At 69.4% G+C, this 15,945-nt stretch carries 16 protein-coding genes; 9 read left to right on the top strand and 7 right to left on the bottom strand.

The features are described 5' to 3' along the window. Window positions 1-104: 104 nt before the first annotated feature. Window positions 105-929 carry an alpha/beta fold hydrolase gene (locus tag ACIRRA_RS32335; RefSeq protein WP_402776096.1) on the bottom strand — a complete coding sequence of 275 codons (825 nt, stop codon included), beginning with the start codon at window positions 927-929 and terminating at the stop codon, window positions 105-107. 59 nt (window positions 930-988) lie between these two features. On the opposite strand from ACIRRA_RS32335, the gene ACIRRA_RS32340 reads away from it, so the two are divergent. From ACIRRA_RS32340 to ACIRRA_RS32360, 5 genes are all read left to right on the top strand, one after another. Then, on the top strand, window positions 989-1,723 hold the full coding sequence (locus ACIRRA_RS32340) for an SDR family NAD(P)-dependent oxidoreductase (RefSeq protein WP_357006591.1): 735 nt from the start codon (window positions 989-991) through the stop codon (window positions 1,721-1,723). Window positions 1,724-1,862: 139 nt separating this feature from the next. Then, complete coding sequence (locus tag ACIRRA_RS32345; RefSeq protein ID WP_402776099.1) at window positions 1,863-2,897, top strand: 3-oxoacyl-ACP synthase III family protein; 1,035 nt, start codon at window positions 1,863-1,865, stop codon at window positions 2,895-2,897. Window positions 2,898-2,903: 6 nt separating this feature from the next. After that, a complete protein-coding gene (locus ACIRRA_RS32350) occupies window positions 2,904-3,803 on the top strand; it encodes a hypothetical protein (protein ID WP_402776102.1) in 900 nt (299 codons plus the stop codon). 30 nt (window positions 3,804-3,833) lie between these two features. Then, complete coding sequence (locus ACIRRA_RS32355) at window positions 3,834-4,586, top strand: glycosyltransferase (RefSeq protein ID WP_402776105.1); 753 nt, start codon at window positions 3,834-3,836, stop codon at window positions 4,584-4,586. Beyond that, a complete protein-coding gene (locus tag ACIRRA_RS32360; RefSeq protein ID WP_402776108.1) occupies window positions 4,583-6,154 on the top strand; it encodes a class I adenylate-forming enzyme family protein in 1,572 nt (523 codons plus the stop codon). Before ACIRRA_RS32355 ends, ACIRRA_RS32360 begins: the two co-directional genes overlap by 4 nt. On the opposite strand, the gene ACIRRA_RS32365 is transcribed toward ACIRRA_RS32360, so the two are convergent. From ACIRRA_RS32365 to ACIRRA_RS32375, 3 genes are all read right to left on the bottom strand, one after another. Beyond that, entirely contained in the window at window positions 6,122-7,462 is a 1,341-nt protein-coding gene (locus ACIRRA_RS32365) for a hypothetical protein (RefSeq protein ID WP_402776110.1), read from the bottom strand. The two genes, ACIRRA_RS32360 and ACIRRA_RS32365, sit on opposite strands and share 33 nt — an antisense overlap. Window positions 7,463-7,538: 76 nt before the next feature. Then, the gene (locus tag ACIRRA_RS32370) at window positions 7,539-8,780 is read right to left on the bottom strand and encodes an Ig-like domain-containing protein (RefSeq protein ID WP_402776113.1); all 1,242 of its coding nucleotides are present in this window, start codon (window positions 8,778-8,780) and stop codon (window positions 7,539-7,541) included. Window positions 8,781-8,844: 64 nt separating this feature from the next. Then, complete coding sequence (locus ACIRRA_RS32375; protein WP_402776328.1) at window positions 8,845-9,921, bottom strand: UDP-N-acetylmuramate dehydrogenase; 1,077 nt, start codon at window positions 9,919-9,921, stop codon at window positions 8,845-8,847. Between the two features lie 59 nt (window positions 9,922-9,980). Here ACIRRA_RS32375 and ACIRRA_RS32380 point away from each other — a divergent pair, with 59 nt between their 5' ends. From ACIRRA_RS32380 to ACIRRA_RS32390, 3 genes are all read left to right on the top strand, one after another. After that, window positions 9,981-10,466 (top strand): DUF2505 domain-containing protein, encoded by a 486-nt coding sequence (locus ACIRRA_RS32380; RefSeq protein ID WP_402776115.1) that lies wholly within the window; start codon window positions 9,981-9,983, stop codon window positions 10,464-10,466. A gap of 75 nt (window positions 10,467-10,541) precedes the next feature. After that, window positions 10,542-11,057, top strand: coding sequence for a DUF2505 domain-containing protein (locus ACIRRA_RS32385; RefSeq protein WP_402776117.1), 516 nt, complete (start codon window positions 10,542-10,544; stop codon window positions 11,055-11,057). Further along, a complete protein-coding gene (locus tag ACIRRA_RS32390) occupies window positions 11,027-11,827 on the top strand; it encodes a class I SAM-dependent methyltransferase (RefSeq protein WP_402776119.1) in 801 nt (266 codons plus the stop codon). The genes ACIRRA_RS32385 and ACIRRA_RS32390 overlap by 31 nt, the downstream gene beginning before the upstream one ends. Before the next feature lie 24 nt (window positions 11,828-11,851). Here ACIRRA_RS32390 and ACIRRA_RS32395 read toward each other — a convergent pair whose 3' ends face one another. Beyond that, window positions 11,852-13,342 carry a hypothetical protein gene (locus ACIRRA_RS32395; RefSeq protein WP_402776122.1) on the bottom strand — a complete coding sequence of 497 codons (1,491 nt, stop codon included), beginning with the start codon at window positions 13,340-13,342 and terminating at the stop codon, window positions 11,852-11,854. 71 nt (window positions 13,343-13,413) lie between these two features. Next, window positions 13,414-14,031, bottom strand: a complete 618-nt coding sequence (locus tag ACIRRA_RS32400; protein WP_402776124.1) for a hypothetical protein — start codon at window positions 14,029-14,031, stop codon at window positions 13,414-13,416. Window positions 14,032-14,143: 112 nt separating this feature from the next. On the opposite strand from ACIRRA_RS32400, the gene ACIRRA_RS32405 reads away from it, so the two are divergent. Beyond that, window positions 14,144-15,280, top strand: a complete 1,137-nt coding sequence (locus tag ACIRRA_RS32405) for a DUF2993 domain-containing protein (RefSeq protein WP_402776125.1) — start codon at window positions 14,144-14,146, stop codon at window positions 15,278-15,280. Here ACIRRA_RS32405 and deoC read toward each other — a convergent pair. Further along, on the bottom strand, window positions 15,277-15,936 hold the full coding sequence (gene deoC, locus ACIRRA_RS32410; RefSeq protein WP_402776128.1) for a deoxyribose-phosphate aldolase: 660 nt from the start codon (window positions 15,934-15,936) through the stop codon (window positions 15,277-15,279). The genes ACIRRA_RS32405 and deoC overlap by 4 nt on opposite strands. Window positions 15,937-15,945: the final 9 nt, after the last annotated feature.

Consider the following 15,945-nt stretch of genomic DNA (forward strand, 5'->3'; position numbering starts at 1 on the left):
GGGGGTAGTAACACCCCATGCACGGGTTACCTTCCCAAGTGAGGTCGATCACAACTCGCGTGAGCCGCTCGAGGGCTTCGCCCCCGAACTCCCGCGACGCGCGATTACCCCAGCGCCTCAACGAAATTGGTGATCTCCGTCACGAACCGGCTGGGATCCTCGATGAACAGGCCGTGCTGCGCGCCCTCCCAGTAGGAGGTCCGCACGTCCGGCGCGGTGTCGGCGATATAGCGGCCGTTCTCGATCGGCACGACCGGGTCGGCGGTGCCGTGCAGGACCAGCACCGGCACGTCCAGGCCGCGCAGGGTCTCGGTGTTGTCGACGGTGCGATAGAACAGGGCCTTGCGCACCCGGGGCAGGGTGGCGATGCTGCCGCCGAACAGGCGCTGGGCGTCCACGCCCTTGTCGCGGCCCGGCCCGGTATTGGCATTGCCGAAGGCGGCGAATCCGCGCATGGCCTTGCCCGCACTCTCGTCGAAGACATCGGGTATGGCCTTGGCCATCCCCGGACCGGTCTCCGCGCCTTCGACGCCGCGCCCGATATTGGCCTGGGAACCGGTGTAGACGATGCCCGCAATCGCGCCGGTCCCGTAGGCGGTCAGGTAGTCGGACAGCACAATGCCGCCATAGGACCAGCCCAGCAGGATCGCGCCGGAGGAGATGTCCTCGGCGGCGAGCACCGCGGCGATATCGGCTGCCCAGTTCTTCGGGTCGTCGTATCCGGCCTCGGGGGCGTCGGAGTAGCCGTGACCGCGCAGGTCGACCGCGATCACCCGGAAGTGCTCGGCGAGCAGGTCGGCAGATCGGCCCCAGCAGAGCAGGTTGCCGGACCAGCCGTGCAGGAGAACGAGCGGCCGGGCCCCCTCCGGACCGGTCACCCGGTAAACGATGGTCGTGCCGTCCGCGCTTGCTACTTCCCGAATCGCCATAGGAGTGAGGCTAACCACCCGCGACGCACCGGCGACACGCCGTGCCTAAGCTCAGGGACATGAGCACTCGTACCGCTGTGGTGACCGGAGCCAGTTCGGGTATCGGCGAGGCAACCGCCCGCGAACTCGCCAAGCAGGGGTACCACGTGTACGTCGGCGCCCGGCGGGTCGATCGGCTGGAGCAGCTGGCCGCGGAGATCGGCGGGACCGCGCTGCCGCTGGATGTGACCGACGAGGAGTCGGTGCGCGCCTTCACCGAGGCCGTCGAGCGCTGCGATGTGCTGGTCAACAATGCCGGTGGCGCGAAGGGCCTGGCCCCGGTGCTCGAGGCGGATCTGGACGACTGGCGCTGGATGTGGGAGACCAATGTGCTGGGCACGCTGCGGCTCACGAAGTCGTTGCTGCCCAAGCTGATCGCCTCCGGTGACGGCCTGATCGTCACCATCACCTCGGTGGCCGCGTTCTCCACCTACGACAACGGTTCCGGCTACACCTCGGCGAAGCACGCGCAAGCGGTACTGCATCGGACGCTGCGGGGCGAGCTGCTGGGTCAGCCGGTGCGGCTGACCGAGATCGCGCCGGGCGCCGTGGAGACCGAATTCTCGCTGGTGCGTTTCGGTGGCGACGCCGAGCGCGCGGCGAGTGTGTACCGGGGCATCGATCCGCTTGTCGCGCAGGACATCGCGGAGATCGTGGGCTTCGTGGCCTCACGTCCGCCGCACGTCAATCTGGACACCATTGTCGTCAAGCCGCGCGATCAGGCCGAGTCGGGACGTTTCGCCCGCCGCTCGTGAAGTCACCCCTTCAGGGGTAGGTCAAATGGTGTTGTGCCGCAATGTAGTTCACCTCACATGATCTGAATCATAGATTTTTCAAAACCGAAATACCGGCACTGCTAGCGTCGCCCGCAACCGAGGGCTGCTGGGAGTGAACATGGTGAGATCACGAATCGAGGCGGTCGGGTCCTATCTGCCCGACACCGAGATATCGACCGCGGAGTTGCTGGCCCAGCTGGCCATCGACTCCCCCATCGACCTGGAGCGCATCAGCGGCGTGCGGCACCGCCGCCGCTGCGCCGAGAACGAGGATTCCCTGAGCGTCGCCCTGGCGGCGGCGCGGACCGCACTGGACAATTCGTCCTATGACGCTGCCGATCTGGATATCGTCATCTCCTGCTCCATCACCCGCATTCGCGACGGCGAATTCTGTGTGGAGCCGTCCTTCGCACTCATGATCCGCAATGAACTCGGCGCGACCGGAGCCATCCACTTCGACGTCTCCAATGCCTGCGCGGGCATGATGAGCGGAGTTCTCGTGCTGGATCGCATGATTCGCGCGGGCATGGTGAAACGCGGGCTGGTGGTTTCCGGGGAGTACATCACGCCCATCTCCGATACCGCCGTGCGTGAGATGTCCGAAAAATACGATCCGCAGTTCGCCTCGCTGACCGTCGGAGACGGTGCGGCCGCGGTCATTCTGGACGGCGAGGGCAGCACCGACGAGGGCATCGACTACATCGAACTCAATACCAGCGCAGGCTTCGCGCAGTTGTGCCTGGGCATGCCCAGCGACCGCAGTTCCGGTATCGCGCTGTACACCGACAACCGGGCCATGCACAACGAGGCCCGCTATCTGCTGTGGACCACCCGGCAGCGGGATTTCCTGCGCGAGAACAACAGCAGTTTCGCGGCGGAGGGCTACGACCACGTGATTCATCATCAATTCAGCGCGCCCGCGGTGGAATTGGTGTCCAAGATCGCCGAACGCGAATTCGACGCCCCGGTGCCGCCCGCGCTCATGGTTCTGGACCGCTACGGCAACACCGCATCCACCTCGCATTTCGTGGTATTACACGATGCGCTCAAACAACAGCGGATAGCGTCCGGGGCGAAAGTACTGATGGTGCCCGCGGCTTCCGGTGTCGTGGCCGGGTTCCTGTCGGTGACGCTCGGCGACCTTCGGGTGTGATGCAGCATGGGAATCGTCATTTCTTCCGTAACCACCGAAATCGGCGGCGGCAGCTCCATCGAGCAGGCGGCGGCCGCGGCGCGCAGGGCCATCGCGGAGGCCGGCGCCACGCCGGAGCAGATCGACGCGCTGATCAATACCGGCGTCTATCGCGACTCGAACATGGTGGAACCGGCCATGTCCGCGCTGATTCAGCAGCAGGCCGGCATCGGGCTGGAGTATCGCAGCGGCGACGTGCCGTGTCTGTCCTTCGATCTGATGAACGGCGCCTGCGGCATGCTCAATGCCATCCAGGTCAGCCAGGCGCTGCTGGAGGCCCCGACCGTGCACCGGGTGCTGCTGGTCTCCGGTGACGCGCACCCGTCGAAGTCCCCCGAACCGCAGCCGGGCTTCCCGATCAAGCCGGTGGGCGCGGCCATGCTGCTGGAAAAGCGGCCGGGCACAGCCGGATTCGGGGCGCTGCACATCAGCGCCACCGACGGGCGGCCCGCGGCGGAGGGCTTCGTGCGGCTGTCGGACATGGGCGCGACCGGCCGGTCCTCGATCACCGTGAACTGCACCGGCGATGTCGAAGAGCTACTGCGCCACGCGGTTTCGGCGGCGACCGAGGCCCTCGACGTGGCCGACGCTCCCCGCGCGCGGACGGTGCTCATCTGCGGGCGGCCCACCGCCGGATTCCCCGCACTGCTGGCCGAGCGCCTGAGCATCGCGCCGGAGGCGGTCGGCGCCGACGACACCGAGCGCTCCGCCTCCCCGCGCTTCGACGCGCACACCTCGGCACTGTCGGTCGCGTATCTGGCGGCCCGCGACAGCGGCAAGCTCGAGCGGGCCGACGTAGCCTTGTTCGTGGCCGCCGGGGCCGGGCCGTCGGCCGCGGCCATCGCCTACCGCCTGCCGAAACCGTAAGCCGGGGCCAGGAATCCGCCGGGAGAGGCCATGAACGAACTGTGGGTGATCGTGCCCGCCTACAACGAGGAGCACGGCATCGCCGGCACGCTGTCCGCCCTGGCCGGGCAGCGGGACCGGGACTTCACGCTGCTGGTGGTGGACAACAACTCCACCGACGCCACCGTCAAGGTGGTGCGCGATTTCGCGGACACCCATCCGGGCCTGCGCGTCGAGGTGATCACCGAGCTGCGCAAGGGCACCGGCGCGGCCGCCGACACCGGCATGCGGCACGCCATCGCGGCCGGTGCGACCCGGCTGGCCCGCACCGACGCCGACTGCCTGCCCGCCCCCGACTGGACCGCGCGCATCCGGGCCGCCTTCGACTCGGGGCTGCGGCTGATCAGCGGACAGCTCATCCCGCGCACCGACGAGGGCGTGCGGCTGCGCGACCGCACCGTCATCCTGGTCGCGCTGGAGGTGGCCTCTCTGTTCGGGAAATTCCGGCCCGGCAACCGTGATCCGCGCTACCTGGGTCCGTATGTCATGACCCCCGGCTGCAATATGGCCATCACCGCCGAACTGTACGAGGCCGCAGGCGGATTCCCGCGCACCGCCATCGAGGAGCTGCACGAGGATCGGGCGCTGGTGAACGCCGTGCGCACGCTCACCACCGACTACGGGCTGCGCCGGGACGTGCGGGTGTACGGCTCCAACCGGCGCGTGCGAGCCTGGGGTGTGCGCAAGACTCTCGCCTGGTACGCCGACCACCGCTACAAACCGGAGCTGGTGGATATCCGGTGAACGCTGGATACCCCTCGGCGGGTGAGGATTTCACCGCGCTGCTCCGCGAGCAGGTGCTGCGCACCCCCGACGCGCCCGCGCTGGGCATGATCGGCGAACCGCCGCTCAGCTTCGCCGAACTCGACGCCCGCGTCCGGCTGGTCGCGAAACGCCTGCACGGCAACGGCTTCCGGCCCGGCGACCGCATGCTGTTCTCCATCCGGCCCTGCGTGGACGCCGTGGTCATGGTGTTCGGGACCATCGCGGCGGGTGGCACCATCGTGTTCGTGGACCCGGGCGTCGGGCCCGAATTGTTCGCACGCCGCCTGGAATTGGTGGAGCCGAGCTGGGCGGCCACGGAATCGCTGCTGTACCTGCTGAGCGGGCCGCTGCGCGGATTCGGACGCCGGCTCGGGCTATCGCTGCCCGAGTTCGGCCGGCTGCCGGTGCGGCACATCCGATGCGGGCCGCGGCTACCGGGCACGCCGCGCGGGGCCCTCCCGCTGCGGCAGCTGGCGGGTTCCGAGCCCGGTTGGCGAGGTCCCGCGACCACATCGACCTTCGACGCGCCCGTCGAGGACCCCGACGCCGAGGCGCTCATCGTCTTCACCTCCGGCACCACCGCCGACCCGAAAGCCGTTGTGCACACCCGCGGTTCGCTGGGTGCGGGCCTGGCGGCCATGGCGGGCTGCACCACCCTCATGCCCGGCTCGCACCTGCACACCGAACAGCTGATGATGGGTCTGCCCGCGGTGCTGGAGGGCGCGCGCTGGTCCATGCCGCGGTACCCGCGTTTCGGCACCCACATCGACCCGATCGGCTTCGCGCGCACCCTCGGCCCGGCGACGCATGCCTTCTTCACCCCTGCCGACCTGGCGGTGGTGCTGGACGCCATCGAGGCCGGGCGGCTGGTCGCGCCGATACACCTGGAGGAGATCACGCTGGGCGGCGCCCCGGTCACCACCGCGCTGTTGCGCCGTGCTCGCGCCGCCCTCCCGGACACCGAATTCCTGGCCGTCTACGGCATGACCGAGATCCTGCCGGTGGCCATCACCTCCGGCGCGGACAAGCTGGCCTTCGAGGGATCCGGGGATCCACTCGGCCCACCGGTCGAGGGCGTGGACGCGCGCCTGGCCGACGACGGCGAGCTCATCCTCTCCGGCCCCAACCTGTGCCACGGCTACCTCGGGGAACCGCCGCTGAAGGAGATCGCCACCGGCGACCTGGCTCGCTTCGAGGGCGACACCCTGGTGCTCATGGGCCGCAAGAAGGACATGATGATCCGCGGCAAGACCAATATCTATCCGGGCCTGTACGAACCGGCCATCGCGGGCGTCGAGGGCGTGCGGCAGGCCATCATGGTCGGCATTCCCGACGAGATCGGCGACGAGCGCATCGTGCTGGCCGTGGTGCCGGACCCGGACGCCTTCGATATCGCGGACCGGCTACGCCGCGAATTACCGTCCCTGATCGATGTTTCCGCGCTGCCGGACGACATCGTGCTGGTCGCGGAGATCCCGGTCGGCGGGCGCACCAGCAAGCCCGACCGAGCCGCGCTACGCGCCCGGCTGACCCAGCGGCTCGGCTGAGGGATCCGGGCGCTCGCGCAGCGCGGTCAGCATCGCGTCCGCGAAATCCGCGGCCCGTCGCTCGGACAGGACCGGTTCCGCGTAGCAGAACCCGAGGCGCATTTCCCCGTGCGTCGTCGCGACCGATACCGTCAGGACGCTCACACAGGAATTCGACGCGGCCAGCGTCAGTCCCGAAAGTCGCCACGCCCCGGCCGTTTCCGGGAATTCGACCCGCCCCAGGTTGGTGAGCGACACATTCCACGGCGCCCGCCGATCCACCAGGTCCGCCAGGCGCCGGCCGGATTCGAGTGCCCGCGGCGTCCCGAATCGCATACCCGCCACCGTCGCCAGATGCCGCCGCTGCCGCACCCCGCGCTCGAGTTGCCGCTTCACCGACCGGGCCGCGGTCCACAGCGGAACTCCGAACGGCACGAATCCGACCAGCACCGGCGCATAGATCCCCAGCTCATCGTCGGCCGGACGCGGGGAGAGCAATTCCCGGAAATCCACGGGCGACCCGATCCCGGCGGTTCCGCTCCCCCCGGAATTCGAGGCGCCGATCGCGGACGCCGCCGCCGCGGCCAGCGCCCCGTGCACGGTGACTCCGGCGCGCCGGCAGTCGGTCACCAACGCCGCCAGCGCTTCCCGATCGAGCACCCGGTGCACGGCCCTGGTTCGCCGCTCCGGCAGCGCCACCCGCGCACCGGCCACGCGCTGCGGCCGCTGCCCGAGCGCGGCCGCCTGATCGAACAGCGTCGTATACGCCCATCGCCACATCCCCCGCGCCCTGGCGGGAATCAGATCATCCGCGGCCGGAACTCCCGCACGTTCCACCAGCCCGGCACTCGTCCCCGCCGCATGCCCGATCAGCTTCCGCAGCAACGCCATCAGCGACCGGCCGTCCACGATGATGTGCGAGATCGTGAGCACGATGTCATGGAACTCGTCCGCGGTCCCCGCCCCGACCGCGATATCGACAATGCGCGCCAACCCCTTCGCGGTGTCGAAGGGATAAGCCATCTCTACATCGATCTCCCGCACCCACGCCTCGGAATCGCGGGACTCCATGCGCTGCACCGGAATCCCCGGCTCGACCAACTCCCGGAACCACGGATCCCGGCCCGCCTCATCCACCACTCCGACCCGCAACAGCGGATACTCCGCCACCAGAGCCGCGGCCGCCTCTTCCAGCCGCCGCGCCGAAACTCGGCCGTGAACCCGCACCCGCCCACAGCAATTCGACGGCGACAGTCGGTCGATGATCCAGAACCACCGCTCCGAGGGACTCAGGGCGCGCACATCGGCCGAGGTCGAGTTCCCGGACATGCCCCGACACTATCCGGGATCACCGACTCCGCCAACCCACCGCAGTAGGGGGATTGCGACTGTCGCGGAAGGGTTTTCAGCGGCCGCCGACGGGCTGGGGCGCGAGTGGGGTGGCCGAGATCTGGTTCTTCGGCTCGCCCTGCAGCGCCGAGAGACCCTTCCAGGTCTCCCAGTCGATGGTCCAGTCGTAGATGTCGCCGTCCGCCGCGGAGAGCTGGATGCGGGTGCCGGTGATCTCGACCGGATCGCCGTAGAGGGCGGTCGGGAAGTAGGCCTGGGCATCGGTCGGGCTGAGGTTGATGCAGCCGTTGGTGACGTTCGAATTGCCCTGGGCGGACACCGATTCCGGATTGGCGTGAATGAACTCGCCATTGTTGGAGATGCGCACGGCCCAGCGTTCCCGCACGTTCGTGTAGAACGGCGGGTTGGACATCATGAAGTCCTCGTACTTCTCGGTCACCACATGGATGCCGGAGCGGGTGACATTGCGGTCCTGGTTGCCTTCGCCGTAGCTGCAGGCGAAGTCGAAGACGGTCTGCCCGTCGCGCACCACCTGAACGCGGTGGGTGGGGGCGGCGGCCTTCACGATCTGAGCGCGGCCGATGCGGAAGTCGGAGGTGAGGTCGGAGTCGCCGAACAGCCCGCCGCCCATGTCCAGGCCGTACAGCTTGGCGCCGACGTGCACGGTGGTGCCCGGCTGCCAGTACTCGCGGGGCCGCCAGTGCACCCGGGAGCCGCCGTTGTCGTCCTGCAGCCACGCCCACGAGCCCTCGGTGGCCGGGGTGGCGGTGACGACGAGCGCCTTCTCGACCGCGGCCTTGTTCTCGACGTGCCCCTTGAACTGGAGCATGATCGGCGCCGCGATGCCGACCTCCTGGCCGTCACCGATATTGATGGTGGCGGGCGCGGTGTTCTTGGGGCTGATGGTGGTGAACTTGCCGTCGATCGCCACCGGCTTGCTGTCGGTGCCGATGGCGGTGCCGGACCAGGTGTAGGTGGCGCCGTAGCCGAGCGGTTCGTTCACCGTGAATTTGCTGTGAGTGGCATCGAAGGTGCCGGTTACCTGCTTGCCATTGGAATTGGTCAGCGCCAGCTGATCGATGCGGCCATTGCTGACCGTCGCCGACACGGCGGTGGTCGGATTGACATTGTCGGTGCCGCTACCCGGCTCCAGCTTGACGGACGCGACCGGAGCGGCCGGCTGCGCGGGGCCGCCACCACCCTTGTTCGACGACGAACACGCCGCCGCGATCACTGCCGTCGACGCCACCAGAGCGGCCCGCACGGCCGCTCGGCGGGACAGTCCTCGATTACTCACTTGCTCGACCCTACCCCCGCAAACCGTGTATCCCGGACGCTGAATTGATGGCGAAAGCCACTCGCTAGAGGCTGACTCCCACGGTCACAGGTTCCGGATCCAAGTGAATGCCGAAGCGCTCAGCAACCCCCTCGCGAACCGTGCGAGCGAGGGTCACCAGATCGGTCGCGGTAGCCGCGCCCCGATTGGTCAGCGCCAGCGTGTGTTTGGTCGACAAACGCGCTGGAGACCCGTCGCCCGGAAAGCCCTTGGCGAAGCCGGCGCGCTCGATGAGCCAGCCCGCCGAGAACTTTACCCCGCCGTCCGCGGGATAGGTGGGCACGGCCACGTCCGCCCCCAGATGTGACGCGATCGCCGCGCGCACCGCCGCCACCCGCGCGTCTGGAATGACGGGATTGGTGAAAAACGAACCCGCACTCCAGGTGTCGTGATCCGCCGGATCCAGCACCATACCCTTACCCGCCCGTAAACGCAGCACCGCTTCTCGCACCTCGGCCGCGGGACGGGACTCGCCCTCGGCCGCACCGAGCGCATGCGCCAGCTCGCGATAGCCGAGCGGCGCACTGGAACCGTCCGCACGCAGCGCGAATTCGACGGCCAGCACCACCGCGGCATCGCTGTGCTTGAGAACCGAAGTGCGATAACCGAATCCGAGCTCGGACGGCTCGGCCCAGCGAATCTCACCGGTGGCGCGGTCCAGCAACCGCACCCGGCGCAGCAAACCCGCCACCTCGACGCCGTACGCGCCGACATTCTGAACCGGTGTGGCACCGGCCGAACCGGGAATTCCGGACAGGCATTCCAGCCCGCCGAATCCGGCCGCCACCGTGGCGGCCACCACCGCGTCCCAGTTCGCACCCGCCTCGGCGATCGCGGTCTCACCGCTGATCTGCACGCCCTCGGTCGCGATCCGCACCACGACCCCGTCGAAGCCGTCGTCACCGATCAGCAGATTGGAGCCGCCCGCGATGAGCAGCACCGGAATTCCGGCCGCGTCCAGTTCGCGCACGGTCGCCACCAGGGCGTCGGTGGTCGCGCAGTCGGCGACCGTGGCCGGGCCGCCGACCCGCAGGGTCGTCAGCTCGGCCAACGGCACCGCGGCACGCAGCCGCGCACCGGTTGCCGTCAGCCGGTCCCGCAGGTCGTCGAACGACACCACCCGAGAAGTACGCACAGGCACAGACGGTAGCCTGTCCGACCATGGCGACACCTCTGGCCTTCACTGCGCACTCGACACATCCCATGGCCGCGGTGCGCGCGGCGTTCGCCGACGAGCAGTACTGGAAGGACCGCATCGAAGCGGTCGGCGGTCCCAATGCCCGCATCGAGAACCTTGTCATCATTGGTGACCAGGTGCGCGTCGACATGGTGCAGACGATTCCGGCCGAGGAGCTGCCCGCGCAGATCACCGCGATCAAGCCCGACGGCCTGACCATTCCGCGCACCGAGACCTGGCACGGCAGCGGCGGCACCGTCGAGGCCCACGTCGAGGGCGCGCCCGCCACCGTGAACGGCACCCTGACCGTCACCGACGACGGCTCCGGCTCCACCTTCGTGGTGGACGGCTCCATCGACGTGAAGATCCCATTGTTCGGCAAGAAGATCGAGGCCGCCATCCAGCAGCACCTCACCGAACTGCTGGAGCGCGAGGCCGTGTTCACCGACATGTGGCTGAGTTCGCATTGAGCAGCTGGGTTCACAGCCGACGACCCGCCCTGAGATCGCACTGACCGGGGTCGCCCGGCAGTAACCTGAGCGATCGTGTCACGCCGACTCGACTACTCCGCGCGGTATCCGCTGCACACCACGCAAGAGGTGTACGCCGCGATGATGAACCGCGAACACTGGGATGCCCGCATCGAGGAACTGCGCAAGCACTCCCCGAACGACATCGTCAGGCTCGACTCCGGGGACCATGGCATCACCGTCGAACTGCGGCACGTGCTACCCCGCGACACCCTGCCCGAGATGGCGCAGATGGTGGTGCACAAGGACATGGTGATCACCCGCCGGGAAACCTACGGCCCCTACGGACCCGAGGTGTCCGGCGAGTACACCGCCGAAATCCCCAACAGCCCAGGCACTCTCGGAGGCACCATGCGATTGTTCCCCACCGAGACCGGTTGCACGCTGCGCACCTCCTCGCGGGCCCAGGTCCACCTTCCGTTCTTCGGGCGCCGGCTCGAACAGCTCATGCTGGTCAACCTGGTGGACCTGTTCCGCGCCGAAGCCGAGGTGACGAAGGTTTGGCTGGATCAGCAGCACCCCGTCGGGTAGCCAAGCCGATCGGCACGATCACCCGCGGCACCACCGGCATCAACAGGCTGCGCCGCGGCGATCGCTGGATGGCACACGACCCCCTCGTCGCCGGGCGATTGCTGGATGCCGGGGATCCGCTCGTGGTGGATCTCGGATACGGCGCCAGCCCCGTCACCACCCTGGAGATGGCGGCCCGGCTGCGGACCGTGCGGCCCGACCTGCGGGTGGTCGGCCTGGAGATCGATCCGGACCGCGTGGTTTCCGGCCGGGACGGGGTGGTGTTCGCGCGCGGCGGTTTCGAACTCGCGGGCCTGCGCCCGACCCTGGTACGCGCCTTCAATGTGCTGCGCCAATACCCGGAATCCGCCGTCCCCGCAGCCTGGTCGACCATCCAGTCCGGTCTGGCTCCGGACGGCCTCCTCCTCGACGGCACCTGCGACGAACTGGGCCGCCGCTGCGCCTGGATCCTCCTCGACCGCACCGCACCGCGCTCCCTGACCCTCGCCTGGGACCCCTTCACCGTCGAAACCCCCTCCGACATCGCCGAACGCCTCCCCAAGGCCCTCATCCACCGCAATATCCCCGGCGAACCCATCCACACCCTGCTCACCGCCGCCGACCGCGCCTGGGCCGTCGCCGCGCCCCTGGCCCCCTACGGCCCCCGGGTCCGCTGGCGGCACGCCGCGAACCTCCTGCGCGAGCAGGGTTTTCCGCTCCACCCCCACCGCCGCCGCCTGCGCGACAACATGCTCACCGTCCCCTGGTTCGCCGTCGCACCCTTGCCCTGAGCGGGGGTGGCGACCGCGCCCGGATCATCGGAGCTTGTTGAGCAGCTCCTGGATCGTGCCGGAGATCGCGGCCGGGGCCATCAACGAGCGTGGGGCGAAGGGCTGACGCCAGAGGCCACCGTGGGCCGCGCCGACGGCGAAGAGGGCCTCCGGGTTGGCATTTCGGGGTTCGTCGTCCGCGAACAGATCCGCCACCAGTTTGGCGGCGAGCAGGGTGCGGGCGGTGGCGGGGTCGAAGACCTCGATGCCGAAACGGGAGGCGGCACGGTATGCCGCAGTGCGCCAAGGGTATTCGCGGGCGACGCTGCGGGTCCAGGCGGGCGGGGCGACCGTGAAGGACACGGTGTGCTCGGCCGCGCGGGCCAGGACCGCCCGCCAGCGCGGAAACCGTTGGGCCAGGGCGTAATCCGGTCCGGCCAGGGCGGGCAGATTGTCGAACAGACCCCAGGCGCCGCCCTCCGAATCGAAGATCGGGCGCGTGTAGTTGAGGCGGTAGAGCGAGTGCGGGGCCCCGCGATGCAGGAGATCCTGGGCACGGCCACGGATACCGCGCTCCGCCAAGCGATCCCGGGCCGCCGCCACCACGGAGGCGGGCACGGCGTAGGTGTCGGTCGGCGAGCCGAGCAGCGCGAGGGCGGCATCGGAATGATGCCGCAGCAGGGTTTCGGCGAGCACGTCGGACGCGGCGGCGAGCCGGACACCGGCCGCCCCGGGCAGCCCGGCATACAACCCGAGCACCGGACGGGCGTCACTGTGCGCGGTGATCCACCGGGCCAAGGCCGGAAAACTCCGGGAGATGTCCACGCCGGGTTCGCCGTCCGCGACCGGGAACCGCATGACCCCCGCCCCGGCCCTCGCGACCGCCCGCAATCGCTCCCATCGCACCCGGCCCGGACGATCCACCGCCAGCACATCCGCGCCCCACCCCAGCAGTGGCCGCAGCGGCCCGAGCTCGGCCTCCGCGCCGGTCAAGGTCAGCCGGAAACCCGGCAGCCGTAACCACTCCGGATGATCGATGACCCGCTCGATCGCCGCCACGAAGTCGGCTTCCAGAATCCCGTGGGTCTGCCATTCGGCCAGCCGAAGCCGCAGCGCGTCCTCGGCCAGCAGCAGCCCGCGCCACGGCACCTCGAGGCCTTTCACCACGGGGGCCTCGCCCGGGACCTCGGCGGTCTCGAGGACCGTCCCGCCGGCCTCGGCGTCGACATCGACGGTGTCCAGCGCCGCCACCGTGCGCCCGACCGTGAACCGCAGCATATGGCGCACCGCGCCGAGCCCCGCCCGGGCCATGCCGGTCGAGACCTCCGGCGCGCCGATGGCCAGCGCCGTCATGCCCCGGAATACCCGGTGGTAGCCGCGCCGCCAGTCCCGGCAGGTCTCCACCGACTGCGCCAGATCGGCGTCGTAGGGCCGGATCGCGTCGGCGACCACGGCCGCCGAGAACATGTCCGCGATCCGCTCGGGCGGGCCCGGCGGAAACATCAGATCCCACACGTCAGCACCGACCGTCCCCATGAGCAGTCACCCTGTCACGAAATGAGCCGGCGCAAAACTCGAGGACCACACCTCGAAAACCCCGGAGGCCCCTAACGCGGGTCCTCCTGGGCGCGGGTCAGGGCCCGGTGCAGCCGGGCCGCCGTGGCCGGATCCAGAGCGACGCTGGCGGAACGAATTTCGGCGCGGGCGCAGCGGTGGATAGCGACGGCGTCGGCCACCACCTCGTCCAGCGCGGCCTGCCCGATCCCGGCCTCGGCCAGATCCAGCACGGTCCGCAGCGGCGTGGTCACCAGGAAGGCTCCCGCCGACTCCACATCCTTGCGGGCGAAGCTGCGCCGCAGCACCACCAGCCGCGGCGACAGCGGAAACCGCCCGACCCGCGCCGACAGGTGCACGAACCGCGGCCGCAGCCGTCCCAGCCCGTGTAATTCGGCGGCGCTGTGGTGCGAGACCGCCGCGGCCCCTTCGAACCAGGCCGACCACATGGCGTACTCGTCGAGCGGCCCGTCCGGCCAGTCGGCCATCCGCAGCAACCCCACCCCCGAACGCAGAATGCTGCCGTCCCGCAGTCCGTCGCGAATCCGGACCTCACACCCGGTGCGCAGCACCTGACGGGTGGTGAAATACCCCGCGTGCCGCGCGGCCAGCTCCCGCAACGCGCGCCATCCGTACTCCGGATCGGGCTCCGGTGCCGCGTTCCCAACCATGACGTTCAGGATAAGCGGCACCCATGTGCGTTATGTCACATTCCACGCCCGCGAGCCGACACCTCACCGGATGCACAGAGCTCACACAGAAAGCTCGGGAAGAATCACCCCCATGAATTCGGAACCCACCTCGGACGACGCGATCAAGCGCGACGCCACGGTCGCGCAGCCGGACAATCCTGCCGCGCAGCCGGTCGAATTCGGCAAGCCGGACAGCACGCCCACCGAAGTCCTAGGTGGGCAGCACGACTCGCCCACCGAGGTGTTCAACGGCCAGGGCGCCACCACCGACTGGTGGAACGACCCCACCGCCCGGCACGGCGATCAGGCCACCCAGGCCCTCCACCCGGGCGAGGCGGCCTACGCCCCCGGCGCCACCGCCGGCACCGGCCACTCGACCGGTTCGGCGCCGACCACGGTGCTGCCGGTCGGCACCGGCACCTCCGGCTCGATTCCGCAGCCCGGCGGCGCGCAGCTGCCGCCCGGCACGCCGCCGCCCCCGATGAATGTCGGTGGCGGGCAGGGCGGCTCGTCCGGCAAGCCCCGAAATCGCAAGAAGACCCTGCTCATCGTGGGCCTGGTGGCGACGCTGCTGGTGGCCGGCGGCCTGGGGGGCGGGGAGGCCTACGCCCGCAACAAGGTCGAGAAGTGCATCAGCTCGCAGTTCCAGGCGCAGATGGGCTCCAAGATCGATGTGTCGTTCGGCTGGAAACCGCTGCTGCTCACCATGTTCGACCACAAGGTCAGCTCGGTGACGGTGAACAGCGACGACTCCAAGTTCGGCCCGGCGCAGGGCATGGTCGTACACGCCACCTTCGATGACGTCGAAATGTCGGACGGCGGCAAGCAGGCCACCGTCGGCAGCTCCACCGCCGACGTCACCTGGAGCACCGAGGGCATCACGAAGACGCTGGGCGGCTTGGTCTCCGGCACCACCGCCGATCCCGGCTCCGGCACGCTGAGCTTCGCGGTGCTGGGCGGCCTGGCCCAATTGCAGGTCAAGCCAAAGATTGTCGGCGACAAGATCGAGGTCGACACCGTGCAGGCCTCACTGCTCGGCTTCGGCCTGCCCACCGATCTGGTCTCGGGCATCGTGGATCTCATGACGCAGAGCCTGCAGAGCTACCCGATGGGCCTGCAGCCCACCAAGGTCGAGGTCACCAAGGACGGCCTGCACGTCGCGCTGCGGGGCGGGCACGCCGTGCTCGAGGCGGATCCGAATCAGCAGCAGCAACCGGTCAACTGCTAGTCCGGAAACCCTTCCAGCACTTCACGAGACCGCGACAGTCCCAGCCGCGTGGCGCCGGCGGCGATCAGCTCCGCCGCCTGCGCCGCGCTCCGGATACCGCCGCTGGCCTTCACCCCGAGCCGCCCGCCGACGGTCTCCGCCATCAGCCGCACGGCGTGCGCGCTCGCACCGCCGGCGGGATGGAATCCGGTGGAGGTCTTCACGAAATCCGCGCCCGCCCGCTCGGCGGCCCGGCACACCTCGGCAATGGCTTCGTCGGTGAGCGCGGCGGATTCGATGATGACCTTGAGCAGCGCCCGATCCCCGATCGCCTCGCGCACCGTGACGATGTCGGCCAGCACCGCGCTGTACTCACCGGCCCGCGCCGCGCCGACGTCGATAACCATGTCCACCTCGGCCGCACCCTGGTCCACCGCCAGCCGCGCCTCGGCCCCCTTGACCAGCGAATGATGTTTGCCGGAGGGGAATCCCGCGACCGTGGCCACCACCAGACCCGGCGCACGCACCGGCAACATGGACGGCGACACGCAGATCGCGAACACGCCCAGTTCGCGCGCCTCGTCCACGAGCGCGGCCACCCCGGCGGGCGTGGCATCGGGTGACAGCAGGGTGTGATCGATCATCGCCGCCACATCACGACGGGAAATCTGTGCCATGAGCACCGA

This window comes from Nocardia sp. NPDC101769 (genome assembly GCF_044766925.1).
Taxonomy (GTDB): domain Bacteria; phylum Actinomycetota; class Actinomycetes; order Mycobacteriales; family Mycobacteriaceae; genus Nocardia.